At 59.8% G+C, this 15,392-nt stretch carries 15 protein-coding genes; 10 read left to right on the forward strand and 5 right to left on the reverse strand.

The window, feature by feature from the left end:
- Positions 1-647: 647 nt before the first annotated feature.
- The 3 genes from ACNPM8_RS09565 to ACNPM8_RS09575 all read right to left on the reverse strand — a co-directional run bounded on the left by ACNPM8_RS09565 (position 648) and on the right by ACNPM8_RS09575 (position 4,595).
- Positions 648-1,856 carry an IS110 family transposase gene (locus ACNPM8_RS09565; protein WP_448939741.1) on the reverse strand — a complete coding sequence of 403 codons (1,209 nt, stop codon included), beginning with the start codon at positions 1,854-1,856 and terminating at the stop codon, positions 648-650.
- A gap of 418 nt (positions 1,857-2,274) precedes the next feature.
- Positions 2,275-3,138 carry a hypothetical protein gene (locus tag ACNPM8_RS09570; protein WP_448939742.1) on the reverse strand — a complete coding sequence of 288 codons (864 nt, stop codon included), beginning with the start codon at positions 3,136-3,138 and terminating at the stop codon, positions 2,275-2,277.
- A 500-nt stretch (positions 3,139-3,638) separates the two neighbouring features.
- Complete coding sequence (locus ACNPM8_RS09575; RefSeq protein WP_332503198.1) at positions 3,639-4,595, reverse strand: helix-turn-helix transcriptional regulator; 957 nt, start codon at positions 4,593-4,595, stop codon at positions 3,639-3,641.
- Between the two features lie 104 nt (positions 4,596-4,699).
- Here ACNPM8_RS09575 and ACNPM8_RS09580 point away from each other — a divergent pair, with 104 nt between their 5' ends.
- From ACNPM8_RS09580 to ACNPM8_RS09590, 3 genes are read left to right on the forward strand one after another with little or no spacing between them, the layout of a single operon-like run.
- Positions 4,700-5,245 carry a DinB family protein gene (locus tag ACNPM8_RS09580; protein WP_166650882.1) on the forward strand — a complete coding sequence of 182 codons (546 nt, stop codon included), beginning with the start codon at positions 4,700-4,702 and terminating at the stop codon, positions 5,243-5,245.
- Between the two features lie 57 nt (positions 5,246-5,302).
- Positions 5,303-5,899 (forward strand): helix-turn-helix transcriptional regulator, encoded by a 597-nt coding sequence (locus tag ACNPM8_RS09585; RefSeq protein WP_133835082.1) that lies wholly within the window; start codon positions 5,303-5,305, stop codon positions 5,897-5,899.
- Complete coding sequence (locus tag ACNPM8_RS09590; protein ID WP_448939743.1) at positions 5,896-6,456, forward strand: DUF6036 family nucleotidyltransferase; 561 nt, start codon at positions 5,896-5,898, stop codon at positions 6,454-6,456. Before ACNPM8_RS09585 ends, ACNPM8_RS09590 begins: the two co-directional genes overlap by 4 nt.
- On the opposite strand, the gene moaA is transcribed toward ACNPM8_RS09590, so the two are convergent.
- Positions 6,453-7,493 carry a GTP 3',8-cyclase MoaA gene (moaA, locus tag ACNPM8_RS09595; protein ID WP_448939744.1) on the reverse strand — a complete coding sequence of 347 codons (1,041 nt, stop codon included), beginning with the start codon at positions 7,491-7,493 and terminating at the stop codon, positions 6,453-6,455. The genes ACNPM8_RS09590 and moaA overlap by 4 nt on opposite strands.
- A 137-nt stretch (positions 7,494-7,630) precedes the next feature.
- Between moaA and modA the strand changes: the two genes are divergently transcribed.
- Genes modA through ACNPM8_RS09620 form a run of 5 tightly spaced genes read left to right on the forward strand, consistent with a single transcriptional unit; the run spans position 7,631 to position 12,077 of the window.
- Positions 7,631-8,410: a molybdate ABC transporter substrate-binding protein gene (gene modA, locus ACNPM8_RS09600; protein WP_448939745.1), complete on the forward strand. Its 780-nt coding sequence runs from the start codon at positions 7,631-7,633 to the stop codon at positions 8,408-8,410.
- On the forward strand, positions 8,403-9,209 hold the full coding sequence (locus ACNPM8_RS09605; protein ID WP_448939746.1) for an ABC transporter permease: 807 nt from the start codon (positions 8,403-8,405) through the stop codon (positions 9,207-9,209). Before modA ends, ACNPM8_RS09605 begins: the two co-directional genes overlap by 8 nt.
- Positions 9,206-9,958 (forward strand): ATP-binding cassette domain-containing protein, encoded by a 753-nt coding sequence (locus ACNPM8_RS09610; protein ID WP_400342951.1) that lies wholly within the window; start codon positions 9,206-9,208, stop codon positions 9,956-9,958. Before ACNPM8_RS09605 ends, ACNPM8_RS09610 begins: the two co-directional genes overlap by 4 nt.
- Entirely contained in the window at positions 9,955-11,202 is a 1,248-nt protein-coding gene (locus ACNPM8_RS09615; RefSeq protein WP_448939747.1) for a molybdopterin molybdotransferase MoeA, read from the forward strand. Before ACNPM8_RS09610 ends, ACNPM8_RS09615 begins: the two co-directional genes overlap by 4 nt.
- Positions 11,199-12,077, forward strand: coding sequence for an NTP transferase domain-containing protein (locus ACNPM8_RS09620; protein ID WP_448939748.1), 879 nt, complete (start codon positions 11,199-11,201; stop codon positions 12,075-12,077). Before ACNPM8_RS09615 ends, ACNPM8_RS09620 begins: the two co-directional genes overlap by 4 nt.
- A 285-nt stretch (positions 12,078-12,362) precedes the next feature.
- On the opposite strand, the gene ACNPM8_RS09625 is transcribed toward ACNPM8_RS09620, so the two are convergent.
- The gene (locus ACNPM8_RS09625) at positions 12,363-13,307 is read right to left on the reverse strand and encodes a LysR family transcriptional regulator (protein ID WP_448939749.1); all 945 of its coding nucleotides are present in this window, start codon (positions 13,305-13,307) and stop codon (positions 12,363-12,365) included.
- 122 nt (positions 13,308-13,429) lie between these two features.
- Here ACNPM8_RS09625 and ACNPM8_RS09630 point away from each other — a divergent pair, with 122 nt between their 5' ends.
- Both ACNPM8_RS09630 and ACNPM8_RS09635 read left to right on the forward strand, forming a co-directional pair.
- Entirely contained in the window at positions 13,430-14,329 is a 900-nt protein-coding gene (locus ACNPM8_RS09630) for a DMT family transporter (protein WP_448939750.1), read from the forward strand.
- A gap of 337 nt (positions 14,330-14,666) precedes the next feature.
- Positions 14,667-15,254, forward strand: coding sequence for a DinB family protein (locus tag ACNPM8_RS09635; protein ID WP_448939751.1), 588 nt, complete (start codon positions 14,667-14,669; stop codon positions 15,252-15,254).
- The last annotated feature ends 138 nt before the right edge of the window (positions 15,255-15,392 follow it).

Below are 15,392 nucleotides of genomic sequence, written 5' to 3' on the forward strand. Positions count from 1 at the left end.
CCTCGCGGTTGTGTCGCCGTCAAGCTATCAAGACGCTTTTTGTTGCATCTCACAACTTTCGCAATCAGGAGCCGAGATTCTCCGTCCAAGAATCGAGTAGGTCTCGCAGTTCTGCCGGGTGGACGTCGCTGACTTTGGCCAAGGGTGAAATGATGTGAAGTTTTTCTAGAAGCCAATGCGGTACTTTTAGTGGAACCTCTCGCTTGATCAGCGTGAACGTCGCGAAAACTATCGCTGTTTACTTCTGTGATGCCGCATTCAATTATGGGGCGGTTACGGGGGCATAAGGCTCGGTGAGCCGCACGAAGAACACTGCGTTAAAGAATCATTATTCGTATTTCTCGATGATGTTCGTTGAGTGTAGAGCCAAGACAGTACTTGAGATTCAATTTGAATGGTGTCGGGGGCGGGGCAGGCTCAACGAAGAATTAGCGCCGCCGGCATGCCTGCTCGTCCACGTTTTGCAGTTAACTTCTTATTGCAAATTAGAGGTGTCAATGTCCAAAAAGGCTTTTTGCATTACTGAGTAGTGCGCATAGGGAGTTAAAGATGGAAACGGACCGGTAACCTAATCTTCTCGTTCGGTAACGGGTAGTGTCGATCAGGTTGATGCATTGGTTATGGATACCGAGACCTGGGGGGTGCCCCTATGTTCTGTGACAAGCGATTTTCAGCTCCGGAACGTCATAAAGTGAGCCATCCCGAATCATGGCAAACAGGACCGTGAGCCGTCGGTGGGCCAAAGCGATCAACGCTTGGTTGTGGCGTTTCCCCTGAGCCCGTTTCCGGTCACAGTATTCCCGGCTGGTCGGATCAAAGCGGATGGACGCGAACGCCGAGAGGAACAGTGCTCGTTTCAAGCGTTTGTTGCCTGAATGGCTGACCCGTTCGGACTTGATGGAGGTGCCTGACTGGCGCGTAGTTGGTGCCAAACCGGCGTAGGAGGACAGTGCGGCAGCACTGGTGAAGGTCTTGCCGGAGGTCTCGGCGATGATGATCGCAGCGGTCCTGACGGCAATCCCTGGCATGGATGTCAGGACCGAGTAAAGAGGGTGGGCCTCCACCATGGTTTCCAAGTGCGTGGCCACGTCTACGTGTTGGGCATGCAACGAGACCAGCTGCCGGGCGAGGTGAGGGATCACCAGCCCCGCGGCCTCAGTGCCGACCACGATGACGCTCTGCTCCTCCAAAGCGTCAATGATGGTTGAAGCCCAGGCGGTGTGCCGGCGAGCACTATATTTCTTCAACTTCGCATCGATCCTGGCTTTGCCGGCATGCTTCAGTGCGGCTGGTGTGGGCCAGATAGCGAGGACTTCAAGGACGGCGTCGTGTTCCAGCCATGGGCCGAGGGTTCGTTCTAGTGGCGGGTGGATTTGGGTGAATAGCCCGCGGATCCTGTTGCTGGTTTGGGTGATCTGCCTGGCTAGATCCAGATCAAATCCGGTGAGCATGCCCAGGGTGGCTTCATCCTCATCAGAGACCTGGATGCTGCGCAGCGTGTGCGTCATGGTGCGGGCCGCGTCCGCGATGATGAATGCGTCTTTTTCGTCGGTTTTCGCCGTGCCAGGATACATATCTGCGATGCGCCGCATCGATAATCCGGGCAGGTAGGCCACCGGAATACCGAGGTTCTGGGCGACGGCAACAGCGAGGGCTCCGATGGTAGCTGGCTGATCCACGACGACCAGGACGGTGCCTTTGGCACTGAGATTCTGGTAGACCGAGACGAGTTTGGTTTCGTCGTTGGGCAGGGTCTTGTTCCATATTTTGGTGCCGTCCTTGGTGACGGCGCAGGCCCAGTGGTCGGTTTTCCCTACGTCCAGGCCGAGGAAAATATCGATATCCGCGGTGATCATGGCTAGTGCTCCTTTGAACTAGTTCTTGTTCAAGGTCGACCAACCGTCGGTAGCGAAGTCTTACATCCACGTTATGACAGGCGTCCAGTGTCTTGGCGCCGCGCCCCTAATTAGCAATCACCACGCTGCCATCCCAATCTCGGTGGCAACACCCCCCCCGGATCATTGGTTAGACAGGGGCAAGACACCATGCCGAGATTGGTCGGCCGACAGTCCCTATGATCCTCTTTTTAGGGACTATCAAAAAGATAACGGGGCATGGCTTCATGCGGACCGCTCGCGGGCTGATGCGGAATGCAATAGCATTTCCAGCCATCAGTGAATCTACTTAGGCGTTCCCTTGGGGTCGTACTGGGAGGGGATTTCGTCTTCGGATGCTGACTAGATTCGGGTAAGGCGGCGATCCTCTATTCGTAGATCAATGGGCTTTAAGAGTGACTACCAGGTTATTTTCGTCAAGCGGGTTCCTGTAGATTGAGGTGAACTTGTGAACGGAAAACCATAAGGTTATGGCTGCAATAATGCTGCTAAGGAAGCCCGCGGCGAGGATTTCATCATTATTTTGAGTGAGAACCGGAAAGCCGGAGAAACAAGCAACCGCGAAAGAAGCCAACAAGATCCCAGCAGTGGCAAGGGCAAGACACTTCTTTACATGTTTAAATAGTCTTACTTCGAAGAGTGCCGGGTCGTAAAATTCTTCGACTTTGAATCCGATCTTGGTCTTTGTGCGGTGAACCTGAAGGGTCAATAGTTTTTGCAATGTAGCAAAAATTCCAAATGTGGCCGCAAGAGCGTAGACGCCTGTAAATGCCACCAACTGCCCCTCCGCTGACACTGGACTAAGTATGAATCCTTTGAAAAGAACGCTTGTTGCGAATAGCCATAGAGTTAGAAAGCAAAGAGAACCAACTGGTAGAGCGAACTTCCATCCAGGGACTCGCTCAACGGCGTAAACCAGCGACAAGGCATTCTGGTAGTGATCGGATATCGTCTCATCTTCCTCGGATCGCAAGGAGGCGGTTTTTTCGATCTGGTCTCCCCAGAAATCGGCCGCTTTCCGTGCCCTGGCGGCCGCCGTGAACTGTGCTGCTGTTACGAATAGACCAACAAGAGCAACTGTTGTCGTGATAATCTCTGTCAATTTATCTCCTGTCTTGGAGTCATTATGCACAATTGAAACTAGAGGATGAAATTTTTGACGAGCGATCACCCATAATTTGGTCAAACGGGCCGATGGTCTTTGGATAGGTTTCAAGAAGGTGCCCGTTGCGAGCTTTGTCAAATAATGAGTATCTATGGTCGGACCTGTTTGCGGGGGAGATGACCCGGAGGTGGAGTTACTTGTCCCAGTTTTGCCGTTGATCGGTAGCAAGTTTCAAAGGCTCCATTCGATTTAGCTCGGATTGGCCAACGTAGTGGATGTTGAACGATTGTGACCGTTCGTGCAGATTAGCTGTGTATTCATTTGAAGCCCCCGGAAATCTGCATTGCAGCCGGTGTTGATTTTTTGAGTGACGTGTTTGTGACCGTCTATTATCGGCGCTCGTCTCGTTGGAATTCGAGAGAGAGCGCGCAAGTTCCGCCGGATTGCGTGTCCAGTGGATCAATAAGATATCTGGAGACTTGCTTTCGGATTCATTGGGTTTTCTTCCACGTTCGAACACTGACCGGGTGCATCGTCCACGCGAATGTCATAGTTCGGGAGGGGATTTAACTACGATTTCATGAGCGTAAGGGCTAACGGCCTGCGTGCGTTGTACAGAGATCCTCCGGAGCTTGGTTTTAGCGACAGGGCTCTGACGAAAGGTTCGCTATCCACGAATCGAGTAGCTCTCGCAGTTCTGTCGGCTGAACAGCGCTGACTTTGGCCTGACTCATCGCCAGCCCGAACGCGGCCCAGTTAAGGTTCATATTCTCGGTGCTCACTAGGCTGTTGTCGTCGTCGATTTCTTCGATCTGGAACCAGCGGCCGATCAGCGGCTCCAGTTGTTCTGCGCTGGCATGCACCCGCGCACTCACATCTGGTTGTCCGCTGCCACGCAGTCCAGCACGAACGAAGCTTGATGCATCGCCACCTGGCACCTGTCGGGGTGTGAAGCGCAAGGCCCTGGGTGTTGGGTTCTGTGCGCGGTCCACGCGGAAGCTGCGCCAATCATCGCGGTCCAGATCAAAAGCCACGAGATAGTAGCGGTTGCCAACATTCACCAATTGGACCGGTTCTACCCGGCGTGAAGTTGCTGCTCCCTTGGCGTCCTTGTAGTCGAAAGCGATTCGTTCATGATCACGGCAGGCTTGGGCGAAGGCCACTAATACTGCCGGATCCACGGGATCCGAGGCGGAAGACTGGGAATTGAGCGGGATGGTGCTCGCGGTCAAGGCCTGTGCCCGTTTACGCAGCCTGGCCGGCAGCACGGGTACCACTTTCCCCAATGCTCGCAGCGCCGCTTCAGCCAGAGCGGAGGACCCGCCATGCACGGTGGATTGCAGCGACGCCACCAGTGCCACCGCTTCCTCATCGTCGAGCACCAGGGGAGGCAACGCGGTGCCGGAGGCTAACTGATAACCACCTCCCACACCGCGATCGGCCTGCACTGGGTAGCCCAAGTCACGCAACCGGTCGATGTCCCGGCGAACGGTGCGCAGGCTGACGTCAAGGCGTTCTGCGAGCTCGTCTCCGGACCAATAGCGATGGGTCTGCAGTAGCGAGAGTAAGCGCAAGAATCTGGTACTGGTACTCATACGATAAGTCTGCCTTGATTTAGGACAAAAACTGGCACTTTTCACTTCTATTCTGGTTACTACCAGCTGGAAATACCGGCTGCAGCTTATGCCAGGAGGCAATCATGAGCACCATGGCCATCACCAACACCAAGCTCACCGGAGAACGCGCCGACCTGTTCCAGACCCTGGCCAACGCGAGGCATTTTTTGCGTTTTACGGTCCAAGGCTTGAGCGATGAGCAGGCGGAGCAGCGAACCACCGTGAGCGAGCTGACCCTCGGCGGGTTGATCAAACATGTCAGCGCAGTCGAAAAACAGTGGCAGGAATTCATGGTCAAAGGCCGGGCAGCCATGGCGTGGGACGGTGCGGATTTCAGCCAGATGCCACCCGAAGCGATCGAAGCATTCCATAACGAATTCCATATGCAGCCAGGAGATACTCTCGACGCGGTGCTGGAAAACTACGCTTTGATTGCCGACCGCACCGATGCGCTGCTGGCTGAGCTGGATCTGGACACCGTGCACGAGTTGCCTTCGGCCCCATGGTTTGTCGATATCCACTGGTCGGTGCGCCGCACCTTGCTGCACATCATCGCCGAGACCACCCAGCATTCAGGGCATGCGGACATCATCCGCGAATCCCTGGATGGGCAGAAGACCATGGGATAACAACAGGCGGCAATCAAACTTCTAGACAAAGTCACCGTACGGTGACATCATTTGAATATGAAAACCCCATCGTTCACTGTCGGAAGCCTGGCGGATAAGATCCGGACCCAACGTGGTTTCCTAGGGCTGACCCAAGCTGCCTTGGCAAATTCGGTAGGGGTTTCGCGTAAGTTCATCGTTGACTTGGAAGCAGGGAAAGAAACGGTGGCTCTGGGATTAGTGCTTAGGGTTCTGAAGAGACTTGGGTTTGAGGAGCCTGGGCTACGCATTATTAATGACAGGGGCGCTGAAATAGCTGAGGACTTCCGACAGACCCTGGAAGCCAAAAATTTCGAGTTCGCACTGCGTCTCATCAGTGAATATTCGACTGAATCTCTTGAAGCCGGGCGTCCACTCTTGGCACAGTCGCCTGAATTGGAGGACTCGCAATACCAAGTGGCTCTGGCGGCCATAACTAAGTGGATTGCGGGCCAGACCAATACGCCAGTCCCGCAGTGGACCTCGGACATTGTGCGACCAACGGAACCCGTGTTCCTCTCGGAAAAGTTGTATCCGGTAGGGGAGAAGATGAAGGAGCTAATTCGCGCTGAGACGCCTCCAGCACTTCAAGAACTGAATGTGTGGATTCGACAACGGAGCTTGGGAACAGCATGAGTAGAACGGGCTTGGGAAGAAACAGAGTCGTTGACCTGCTCGCAGAACTCGAACGGCGCCTGAACGAACAGGGACTCAACGTGAGAATTAGAGTCGTCGGGGGCTCGGCTATGCTTCTTCACGGCCTGATTGATCGTGCTACGGAAGATATCGATGCTTACTACTCGCATCGGACAGAAGTCGAAAAAATCATAGAGGCGATGGCGGCCGAACACGGTTTGCCTAAAAAGTGGTTGAACTCTAGTGCAGCCGCTTTCATCCCCGACAATGCCTCTTGGGCTCCCGCGCCGGACTCTATTCTTTCCGTAGTCGAAGTTGCTGATTTGCCGACTTTGACCGCCATGAAGCTGGCGGCGGAGCGCGACAAAGACATTCTTGATTTAGGGCACCTGGTCAACGCTTTAAGACTCAGCGACACCAGCGAATTACTTGAACTCGCCTATGACAAGTATGGAGAAGACTCAATTCCGTTGTCTGGGAGTCGGCAAAATTATGAGATTGTCGCAGAAGAGGCCATAACCGTCGCACGGCGTCTAAGAAGCAACAAGAACCCCTAGCCCCCGATGTAGGACATCTCGATGCGCTTGCGGTTGCCTGGGGTCAGCGCGGCGCGCAGCTCCGAGTAGTTGTCATCGCGCTTGCGCCAGTGCCCGGTCAGTGCCTTGGCAAGATCCTCATCGCTGATCCCGTCGCGCATGAGCTGGCGCAGGTCGTAGCCGGAGCCGGCAAACAGGCAGGTGTAGAGCTGGCCTTCGGCCGAGACCCGGGCGCGCGAGCAGTTGCCGCAGAAGGCGTTGGTGACGCTGGATATCACGCCGATCTCCCCGGCTCCGTCCTGGTAGCGCCAGCGGTTGGCCGTTTCACCCGGTTCGGTTTTAGTCACCGGTTCCAGCGCCCAGCGCTTATTGACCATGGCCACGACCTCGGAGGAGGGCAGCACCTCATCCAGCTTCCAGCCGTTGGTGGTGCCCACATCCATGTATTCGATGAAGCGCAGGATCGCCCCAGTGCCGCGGAAGTGCTCGGCCAGCGACAGGATCTCCGAGTCATTGACCCCGCGCTTGACCACGGTATTGATCTTCACCGGGCCCAGGCCCACTTCACGGGCCACGTCGATGGCGTGCAGTACCCGGGAGACCGGGAAGTCCACGTCGTTGATGGCCTTGAACTTCTCGTCATCCAAGGAATCCAGGGAGATGGTCACGCGGTTCAGCCCGGCTTCCTTCAACGCAGGTGCGAGCACCGGCAGCGCCGACCCATTGGTGGTCATTGCCAGATCCACCGGCTGGCCCTCGGGGGTGCGCAGCTTGGAGAGCATGCCCACCAGGTCCACGATGCCGCGGCGCAGCAGCGGCTCGCCGCCGGTCAACCGCAGCTTGGTGACCCCCAGCGAAACGCTGACGCGGGCCAGCCGCTCGATCTCCTCGAAGCTGAGCAGCTCGGAGCGCTCGCGGAAAACGAAGTCGCGGCCGAAGATCTCCTTGGGCATGCAGTAGACGCAGCGGAAATTGCAGCGGTCTGTCACCGAAATCCGCAGGTCATGCAGGGGCCGTCCACGGGCATCGCCCAGGGTGCCGGCCGCTTGTGCTTTCATACACTCCACAGTAGCCCCCGGCACCGTTGCGTGGAAGACGGTTAACCTGAAAGTAACAAATCAAGTACGCAAAATGGATCGGCCCCGGTTGGCGCGACGGTAGCATTGGCACCAGCCCCCGATTTCAAGGAGATCCCATGCAGCACCGCCCGTTTCCACGGTTCCGAGCCCTTGCCGGGCTCGCGGCGGCCGTGCTGGCTTTGGCGGGCTGTTCGGCCAGCGGCTCTTCCGATCAGGCCGCGTCCGAACCCATCACCATCTCCGCGGCGGCCTCCTTGCAGAGCGCCTTCGAACAGATCTCCGAGGAGTTCACCGCAGAACATCCGGAGGTGCAGATTGCCAGCATCTCCTATGACGGCTCTTCGACCCTGGCCACGCAGATCCTTGAAGGCTCAAACGTGGATGTCTTCGCCTCGGCAGATGAACGCAACATGCTGGAGGTGACCGAGGCCGGGTTCGGCCACGAGCCGGTGATCTTCGCCAGCAACACCATGGTGATCGCGGTGCCGCAGGAGAACCCGGCGGATATCGATTCGCTGGAAGACCTTGCCGGGGCCACCACGGTGCTGTGCGCGCAGCAGGTGCCGTGCGGCTCGGCCTCACGCCAGCTGCTCCAGGCCCAGGGCGTCGAAGTGGTCCCGGCCAGCGAGGAGCAGAATGTCACCGCGGTGCTGCAGAAGGTGGCCGCCGGCGAAGCGGATGCCGGACTGGTCTACGCCACCGATGTGCTGGGTGACGAAAACGTCGCGGCGATCGTTCCGGAAGGAGCTGACGAGGTCGTGAACACCTATCCGATCGCCACGCTGGGCGAGAACCCCGGCGCACAGGCCTTCGTGGACTTCGTGATCAGCGAGCGCGGCCAGCAAATCCTGGCAGAGCACGGTTTCGGCACCGGGGCTGCGCAGGCCAATGGCTAGCGATACCGGGGTACGGGTTCCCGGCTTCGTCATTGCCCCGGCCTTGCTGGGCGTGGGATTGCTGGTGCTGCCGCTGCTGGCGCTTCTCACCCGTGCCAGCTGGTCCACGCTGGTGGCCGATGCCACCAGCCCCCAAGCCCTCTCGGCGCTCTGGCTGAGCTTGCGCACCGGGGTGGCGGCCACCGCCCTGTGCGTGCTGCTCGGCGTGCCGCTGGCGGTGCTGATGGCGCGCAGCTCGGCCCGGGTGGCCCAGCTATTGCGGGCCTTGATCGCCGTCCCGCTGGTGCTTCCGCCCATGGTCGGCGGCGTGGCCCTGCTCTTCCTCTTCGGGCGCACCAGCCCCATCGGACAATTCATCGATTCCCTGTGGGGGATTACCCTGCCTTTTTCCACCGCCGCGGTGGTCATTGCCCAGAGCTTCGTGGCTCTGCCCTTCCTGGTGCTCTCCGTGGAAGGATCGCTGCGGGCCGCCGGCGCCGGGTACGAACAAGCCGCCGCCACCCTGGGCGCCGGGCGCTGGATGGTGCTCACCCGCATCACCTTGCCGCTGGCCGCCCCCGGACTGGTGGCCGGCGTGATCCTGTGCTTCGCGCGGGCCATCGGCGAATTCGGGGCCACCGCGCTATTCGCCGGCAACGCGCCGGGGGTTACCCAGACCATGCCGCTGGCCATCTACACCGCGTTCAACGGGGCTGGAACTGGACGCGACTCGGCAGTAGCCCTATCGATCCTGCTTCTGGCCACCGCGGTAGTGGTGCTGCTGCTGGTGCGCGCCTGGCGTCCGGGGGCCTTGAAATGACATTGAAGGTTGCGCTGCGAGTGCCGCGCACCGGATTCGACGTGGCCGTTGAATTCGAAGTGCCTGCCGGCAGCACGCTGGCGATGATGGGCCCTAGCGGCTCGGGCAAGTCGACCATTGTGCATGCGATTGCCGGGATCCAGAAGATTGCCGAGGGGCGCATCGAGCTTTCCGGTTCGCTGCTGGCTGACGCGAAGCAGCACCGCCCGCCGCACCTGCGCGAGGTGGGCCTGCTGGGCCAAGACCCGCACCTGTTCCCGCACCTGGATGCGCTGAAGAATATCGCCTTTGGCGCCCGCGCCGGGGGACTGGACAAGGCTGCCGCCAAGGCCGTGGCCGCCGAATGGATCGGGCGGCTGGGACTGGAAGAAATCGCCACCCACCGGCCCGAGGCCCTCTCCGGCGGGCAGCGCCAACGCATTGCGCTGGCCCGGGCCTTGGCCGCCCAGCCCAAGATCCTGCTGATCGACGAGCCCTTCGCCTCGCTGGATGTCGAAGCCGCCATGGACATGCGCGCATTGGTGCGCGAAGAGCTGGAACGCACCGCGACCAGCGCCATCGTCGTCTCGCATTCGGCCGCCGACACCTTGGCGCTCGCCGATGACCTGCTGGTGCTGGAACGGGGAAGCATCATTGCGCAGGGAACCGTCGAGCAGGTCTTCGCCGACCCGGCCAACCGCTTTGTGCGCGCAGTGGTGGCCACCCTGCCAGCGCAGCACCCGAGGAACATCCAGGAAGAGCAATCATGATCACCGGCAATGAACCCGTGGAACTTGAAGCGCACCGTACGCGGCTGCTGTCGCAGGTGGTGCCGTTGGCCCCGCAGGAGATCGAGGTGGCTGGCGGTTTCGCTGCGCTGCACGGCGCGGTGCTGGCCGAGGATGCCACCTCCACGCACCCGTTGCCGTTGTGGGACAACTCGGCGATGGACGGCTATGCGGTGCGTTCGGATGACACCGCTGTGGCGCCAATTGCTCTGGAAGTCATCGGCGAAGTGACCGCGGGCAGCGGCTGGGATCCGAAGCTGGAACCGGGCCAGTGCGTGAAGATCATGACCGGTGCCCCGATCCCGACGGATGCTGACGCCGTGGTGCGCATCGAGGATACGTCAGCGGCAGCAGAGGGCTGGGATGCCGCCACCGTGCAGATCCATGGGCCGGTGCCAGCAGGCAAGGACATCCGCCGCAGCGGCGAGGACAAGGCCGCCGGTGACCTGGTGGCCTATGCCGGCGAGCAGCTCACCGCGGCCCGTCTTTCCGCCTTGGCGGCAGCCGGTGCCAGCAAGCTGTCGGTGCGCACACAGCCCAAAGTGGCCGTGCTGGTCACCGGGGCGGAATTGCTTGCGCCCGGTGAAAGGCTCTCGCGCGGGCAAATCCCGGAAACCAATTCGCTGCTCATGGCAGGGCTCTTGGCTGAATCCGGCATCCAGGCAGCTACCGTGGTGCACTGCGTGGATGACACTCAAGCGGTCCGCGAACAGCTGGACGTGCTCGGCTCCACGCATGATGCCATCCTGAGCACTGGGGGAGTAGGTCCCGGCGCCTACGATGTGATGCGCCAGGTGCTGGAAGCCGAACCGGCAGTGCAGGCGGCCCGGGTGAAGATCCGCCCCGGCCAGCCGCAATGCGCGGGCCGTTTGGAGGCCGGTGCGATGGTCTTCGCCTTGCCCGGCAACCCGGTCAGCGCAGCGGTCAGCTTCGAGCTGTTCGTGCGCCCGTGCCTGCGGGCCATGCAAGGCCACCGCGAGGTGCTGCGCCCGACTTTGCGCGCCATCGCCGCGGTGGGATGGAAAGCCGCCGCCGCACGCATGCAGGTCATCCCGGTAGTCCTCGAGCATGGTGAGCAACTGCGGTGCGCCCCGGCGGTTCACGCCAGCAGCATTTCCCACTCGGTGGGCGGGTTCGGCGCTGCCCAGGGCTACGCGCTGGTCCCGGCTGGCGTCAACCAGATCCACCCCGGCGATGAAGTCGAGGTACTGGGGATGATCCCATGAGCACGCGGCAGCTCGCCAACTTCAATGCCCTGGTGCTCGCCGGCGGCAGGGGCTCTCGGCTGGGCGGCGAAGGCAAAGCCGAAATAGAGCTGCACGGACAGCGCCTGGTTGACCGCGTGGTCGCCGCGGCCCGCACAACCGGCGCACTACGCGTCGTTGTGGTCGGCCCGGATTCCGCTGGTGCCAAGGCCGATTCCGTTCTCCGGGAGGATCCGCCATTCGCTGGTCCCTTGGCAGGCATCGCTGCCGGGCTTGCAGAACTAGCTGCCAGCGCAGGCAGTGAATGGACCATGGTTCTGGCCTGCGACCTGCACCGGCCGGTCGCGGTGGCCACTGCGTTGATCAACGACTTTGGGCAACGCGCAGCCGATGGCTTGCTGCTGGTTGACGCGCAAGGCCACACCCAATGGCTGGCTGGAATCTATCGCACCTCGGCACTGGCTTCGGTCTGCGCAGAGCTGGGCGGGAACCTGGTCAATGCCCCGGTGCGCCGAGCCTTGAATCAGCTGCAGCTGGCGCGGGTACCGGTGGATGATGAAACCAGCAGCGACATTGATACCCCGCAGGCACTGGAAAGCGCCCGCCAGAACGGAAGGAAAGCCATGGCACAGCATTTGCCACCCGAAGCACTGAACGATTGGCTGGAAGCAGCCGCCAAGGAATTGGGCTTGGACTCCGGCGAAGTGGATATCGCTACCGTGCTTGATGCAGCCAAACATGTAGCTCACGAAGTAGCCCGGCCGGCAGCGCCTTTGAGCACTTTCCTGCTCGGACTTGCGCTGGGCAGCGGCAAGGGAGACTTGCCTGGCTTGTCCGAGCAACTGGTCTCGCGTGCCCACCGCTGGGCTGATGAGCATCCTGAAGGAACAACGTAAGCCATGAATCCTTTGAGACCGCAGTGCAATACCAGTGAAATGGTGCGCAAGGTTGGAGCGAATTGAAGAGTGGCCCTTTTCGATTTGTTGCCGGACTGACCGCTAATTACAGATCCTGGGAGTGCTTCGGGGCGTGCGCCTTTTCGCCGAGCCCTGACTTAGGCAGGGAATCAAGGAAGCTTCGATAATTTGAATACCCGGGATTCAGTAATCGCCCGATTCCTGGTCGCGATTTTCTCGCAGGACGAGCAGACGACCAGAATGCGCCATTTGCTTGCAGCAACGCTAGTGGCCTTTCGGCAACGCTTCTTCCGCGTGGCGGCGGGTCCGGTCGGCAATCTTGATGATCCGGTCAATCACGGTGCGTGTGCTCACCCGAGTCCGTGCTTCGGGCCTGGTCAAGATGTCGATATGGCGGCCGAGGGAGAGGTCTGCCAGGGGACGCAGCACTACGTGCTCGCGGAAATATGGGGTCAGCCCCGTATATCGAGGCAGCAACCCAAGCATGCGGGTTTCGGCGATGATCGCCGCCACCAGGTTGAACTCATTGACGCGATGCGCGATCTGAATCGGGTTTCCGGCACTGGCAAACATCGCTTGGACCAGCAACGGTTCCAGTGCGAATCCCTCGTGTGCTGCGACCCAGGTTTCGCCCACCAAATCGGCCAAGCGCACCGTTTCCTGCTGCGCTAACGGGTGTTCCCGGTGGAGTGCCACGTCGATCGGCTCTTGCAGGACGGGCGTGACGTGCACCCTGTTGCCCGGCCATGCAGCTGAGGCCAGCGGGCGGTGGGCGATGACCAGATCATGGTTCCCGACCAGATCGACGAACCCGTTGATAGACACGTCTTCGTCCCGGCAATGCACCATGGGGCCGTCTGGATCACTCAGGCTGCTGGCGATGAGCGGCGGAAACCAGGCCAGTCCGGCACTGTGGAAAGCGGTGACCGAAACGGGCTCTTGACGGGCCAGCAGGTATTCGAAGACGGAATTCTCTGCGCGTGCGAGAGACTCCAATACTTCTCCGCCGGCGGCGGCCAACCGCTCCCCGGCGGGGGTGAGCACCAGCACGCGGCCGCGCGGCTCGGTCAGGGCAACTGGCATCCCGCGTTGCAGCGCTGCAAGCTGCTGGGATACGGCAGACGGCGAAAGGTGCAGAGCCTGGGCTACTGCAGTTACTGAGCCCCGGTCCCTGAGCTCGCGCAGGGTTCGCAGGTGATGCACTTCCATGAAGCTTAGCTTACGGGATCGTGAAGACACTGGCCGTTGTTCTGCATGGTTTGCCTTCCTAAAGTGAAAGCATGCCAGAAAATCCTCGTGTAGCCCATCGCTTTCTTCCCGATATAATCCTGATGATCATCGCAATAATGTGGGGTGGCAGCTACCTGGCAACCCAAGATCTCGCGATGGCCTCGTCTGCTGCCGCGGTGATGTGCGCACGTTTCCTGCCCGCAGCGGCAATCTTGCTCTGCGTGAATCTCGCCCGCTCCAACATGCGGCTCCGGGACTCGACTTTGCCCGGAGTCCTGCTCGGGACCATGCGAGCGGCGACTATCGCTTTGGAAACCATTGGTGTCACGCTCACAAGTGCCACCAATGCCGGACTTATCATTGCTCTTTCCATTCTCTTCACACCGTTGCTCGAATCCGCACTCACGAGAAGACGGCTTTCCCCATCTCTGGTCTCCAGCGTTATTCTTGCACTATTCGGGATTACGCTGCTCGTGGATGGGCAGGGATTCTCCGGGGCCAATCTGGGCGATGGCTTGATGCTCCTTGCGGCGGTAACCCGGGCCCTGCTCGGAGTTGCCGAGGCACGGTTTACCATTGGCAGGAACGCTGATGTGCTGGGACTAACCACGGTCGAGATAGTGTTCGGAGCTGCGATATTCGCCGCGTGGGGTGGCAATTCGTTGCTGGAGCATCTTCCGGGTTTCAGCATCGAAAATTGGCTCACCATCGCCTATCTGTGCCTGGGCTGCACCATCTTCGCTTTTCTCGGGCAGCTGTGGGCCACTAAGCACACCTCGGCGTCACGTGCGGGCATGCTTCTTGGCACAGAACCAGGATGGGCACTGCTGGCAGGAGTGCTCCTGGCCTCAGATCCGATAGGCGCACTCGGATATGCGGGCGCCGCTGTACTCCTGGGGGCCACGTGGTGGGGTGCGCGTGCTGAACAACGCTGGCGCGGAAGCGGCCCAACGGCCAAGGAAGGCTTGGCACCGGTGATTGGGCCAGCTGACGGCAACTGACCCGGCAAGGCGATATCCATCCTGTCCCGGGAGCTGCGAATGCTGCACATACGGGATGTACTCCTATTCGTATTCTGCGTTTGCGCGTGCAACCTGTAGCCGCCGTTACGGGGGAAACCACGGCTCTCCTTGGACCTGCACCCGAGGCCGGACTGAATAATGGCGTAATGTCCCCACCTTTCGATCTTGCAAGTAGCCGGATTTCCCTGAAACCGTCCTGCGAACGTCACCTTGATGCTCGGGCTTGTTACCTAGGCGTCGGAGCGAGCGGTCACTGCTGTGCACCGTCCTGCAGCGGCCTATTTTCCTGTTTCCATCGCGGCATTAGACTCGGCTCATGCCAATTGATAAAAGTAACCGCGGCGCGCTGCTGCGCGAATATCTCAACGATGCCCGCGAAGCCATCTTGTGGAAATGCGAAGGCCTGAGCGATGCCCAAGCGCGAACGCCCATGACCTCGACAGGTACCCACGCCATGGGGCTGCTGCTCCACCTGGCCGTCACCGAATCCGGGTATTTCATCGAATGCCTGGGCCGCGAAATTCAGAATCCGATTATCCGGAGCATCTTCGATTCCGATGAAGCGCAAGCAGACTTCCTCCCGCCACCGGGGATGACTCTGAATGATGCAGTCATGTTCTACAAGGAAGCGATTGCCGCAGCCGATGGAGTGCTTGACGAGCTGGAGCTGGGTTCACCGGCTGTAGTGCCATGGTGGGGAAAGCATCGGCACACCACGGTGGAACGGCTCCTGGTGCATATGATCGCAGAGTCGCACCGGCATGCCGGGCACTTGGATATCGTCCGGGAGCAGCTGGACGGTTTCGTCGGTCTACGGCCATCGGCACCTAACTTGCCAGAGCTCACTGCCGACCAGTGGGAAGAACAACGCTTGCAGATGAAAAAGCTAGCCGAGAACGCCTAGTTCTTCCGGCGTGTTGATTCTGTCGTCCGGCAGGCTTGCGGCGGAGATCCCCGAACCAGAACCCTGCTGGACATTTTGAAATAAGGGACCTGTGACTCCCCGGCACTTCAGTTCGTCGATTGAGCGGCTGCAATGGTG

This window comes from Glutamicibacter sp. AGC46 (genome assembly GCF_053543715.1).

What these genes read in the sequence shown, in the direction of transcription:
- ACNPM8_RS09610 (WP_400342951.1), top strand. Translation starts at nt 9,206, where the DNA reads ATGACATTGAAGGTTGCGCTGCGAGTGCCGCGCACCGGATTCGACGTG.
- ACNPM8_RS09620 (WP_448939748.1), top strand. Translation starts at nt 11,199, where the DNA reads ATGAGCACGCGGCAGCTCGCCAACTTCAATGCCCTGGTGCTCGCCGGC.
- ACNPM8_RS09630 (WP_448939750.1), top strand. Translation starts at nt 13,430, where the DNA reads ATGATCATCGCAATAATGTGGGGTGGCAGCTACCTGGCAACCCAAGAT.
- ACNPM8_RS09605 (WP_448939746.1), top strand. Translation starts at nt 8,403, where the DNA reads ATGGCTAGCGATACCGGGGTACGGGTTCCCGGCTTCGTCATTGCCCCG.
- modA (WP_448939745.1), top strand. Translation starts at nt 7,631, where the DNA reads ATGCAGCACCGCCCGTTTCCACGGTTCCGAGCCCTTGCCGGGCTCGCG.
- ACNPM8_RS09575 (WP_332503198.1), bottom strand. Translation starts at nt 4,595, where the DNA reads ATGAGTACCAGTACCAGATTCTTGCGCTTACTCTCGCTACTGCAGACC.
- ACNPM8_RS09635 (WP_448939751.1), top strand. Translation starts at nt 14,667, where the DNA reads ATGCCAATTGATAAAAGTAACCGCGGCGCGCTGCTGCGCGAATATCTC.
- ACNPM8_RS09565 (WP_448939741.1), bottom strand. Translation starts at nt 1,856, where the DNA reads ATGATCACCGCGGATATCGATATTTTCCTCGGCCTGGACGTAGGGAAA.
- moaA (WP_448939744.1), bottom strand. Translation starts at nt 7,493, where the DNA reads ATGAAAGCACAAGCGGCCGGCACCCTGGGCGATGCCCGTGGACGGCCC.
- ACNPM8_RS09580 (WP_166650882.1), top strand. Translation starts at nt 4,700, where the DNA reads ATGAGCACCATGGCCATCACCAACACCAAGCTCACCGGAGAACGCGCC.
- ACNPM8_RS09625 (WP_448939749.1), bottom strand. Translation starts at nt 13,307, where the DNA reads ATGGAAGTGCATCACCTGCGAACCCTGCGCGAGCTCAGGGACCGGGGC.
- ACNPM8_RS09615 (WP_448939747.1), top strand. Translation starts at nt 9,955, where the DNA reads ATGATCACCGGCAATGAACCCGTGGAACTTGAAGCGCACCGTACGCGG.
- ACNPM8_RS09590 (WP_448939743.1), top strand. Translation starts at nt 5,896, where the DNA reads ATGAGTAGAACGGGCTTGGGAAGAAACAGAGTCGTTGACCTGCTCGCA.
- ACNPM8_RS09585 (WP_133835082.1), top strand. Translation starts at nt 5,303, where the DNA reads ATGAAAACCCCATCGTTCACTGTCGGAAGCCTGGCGGATAAGATCCGG.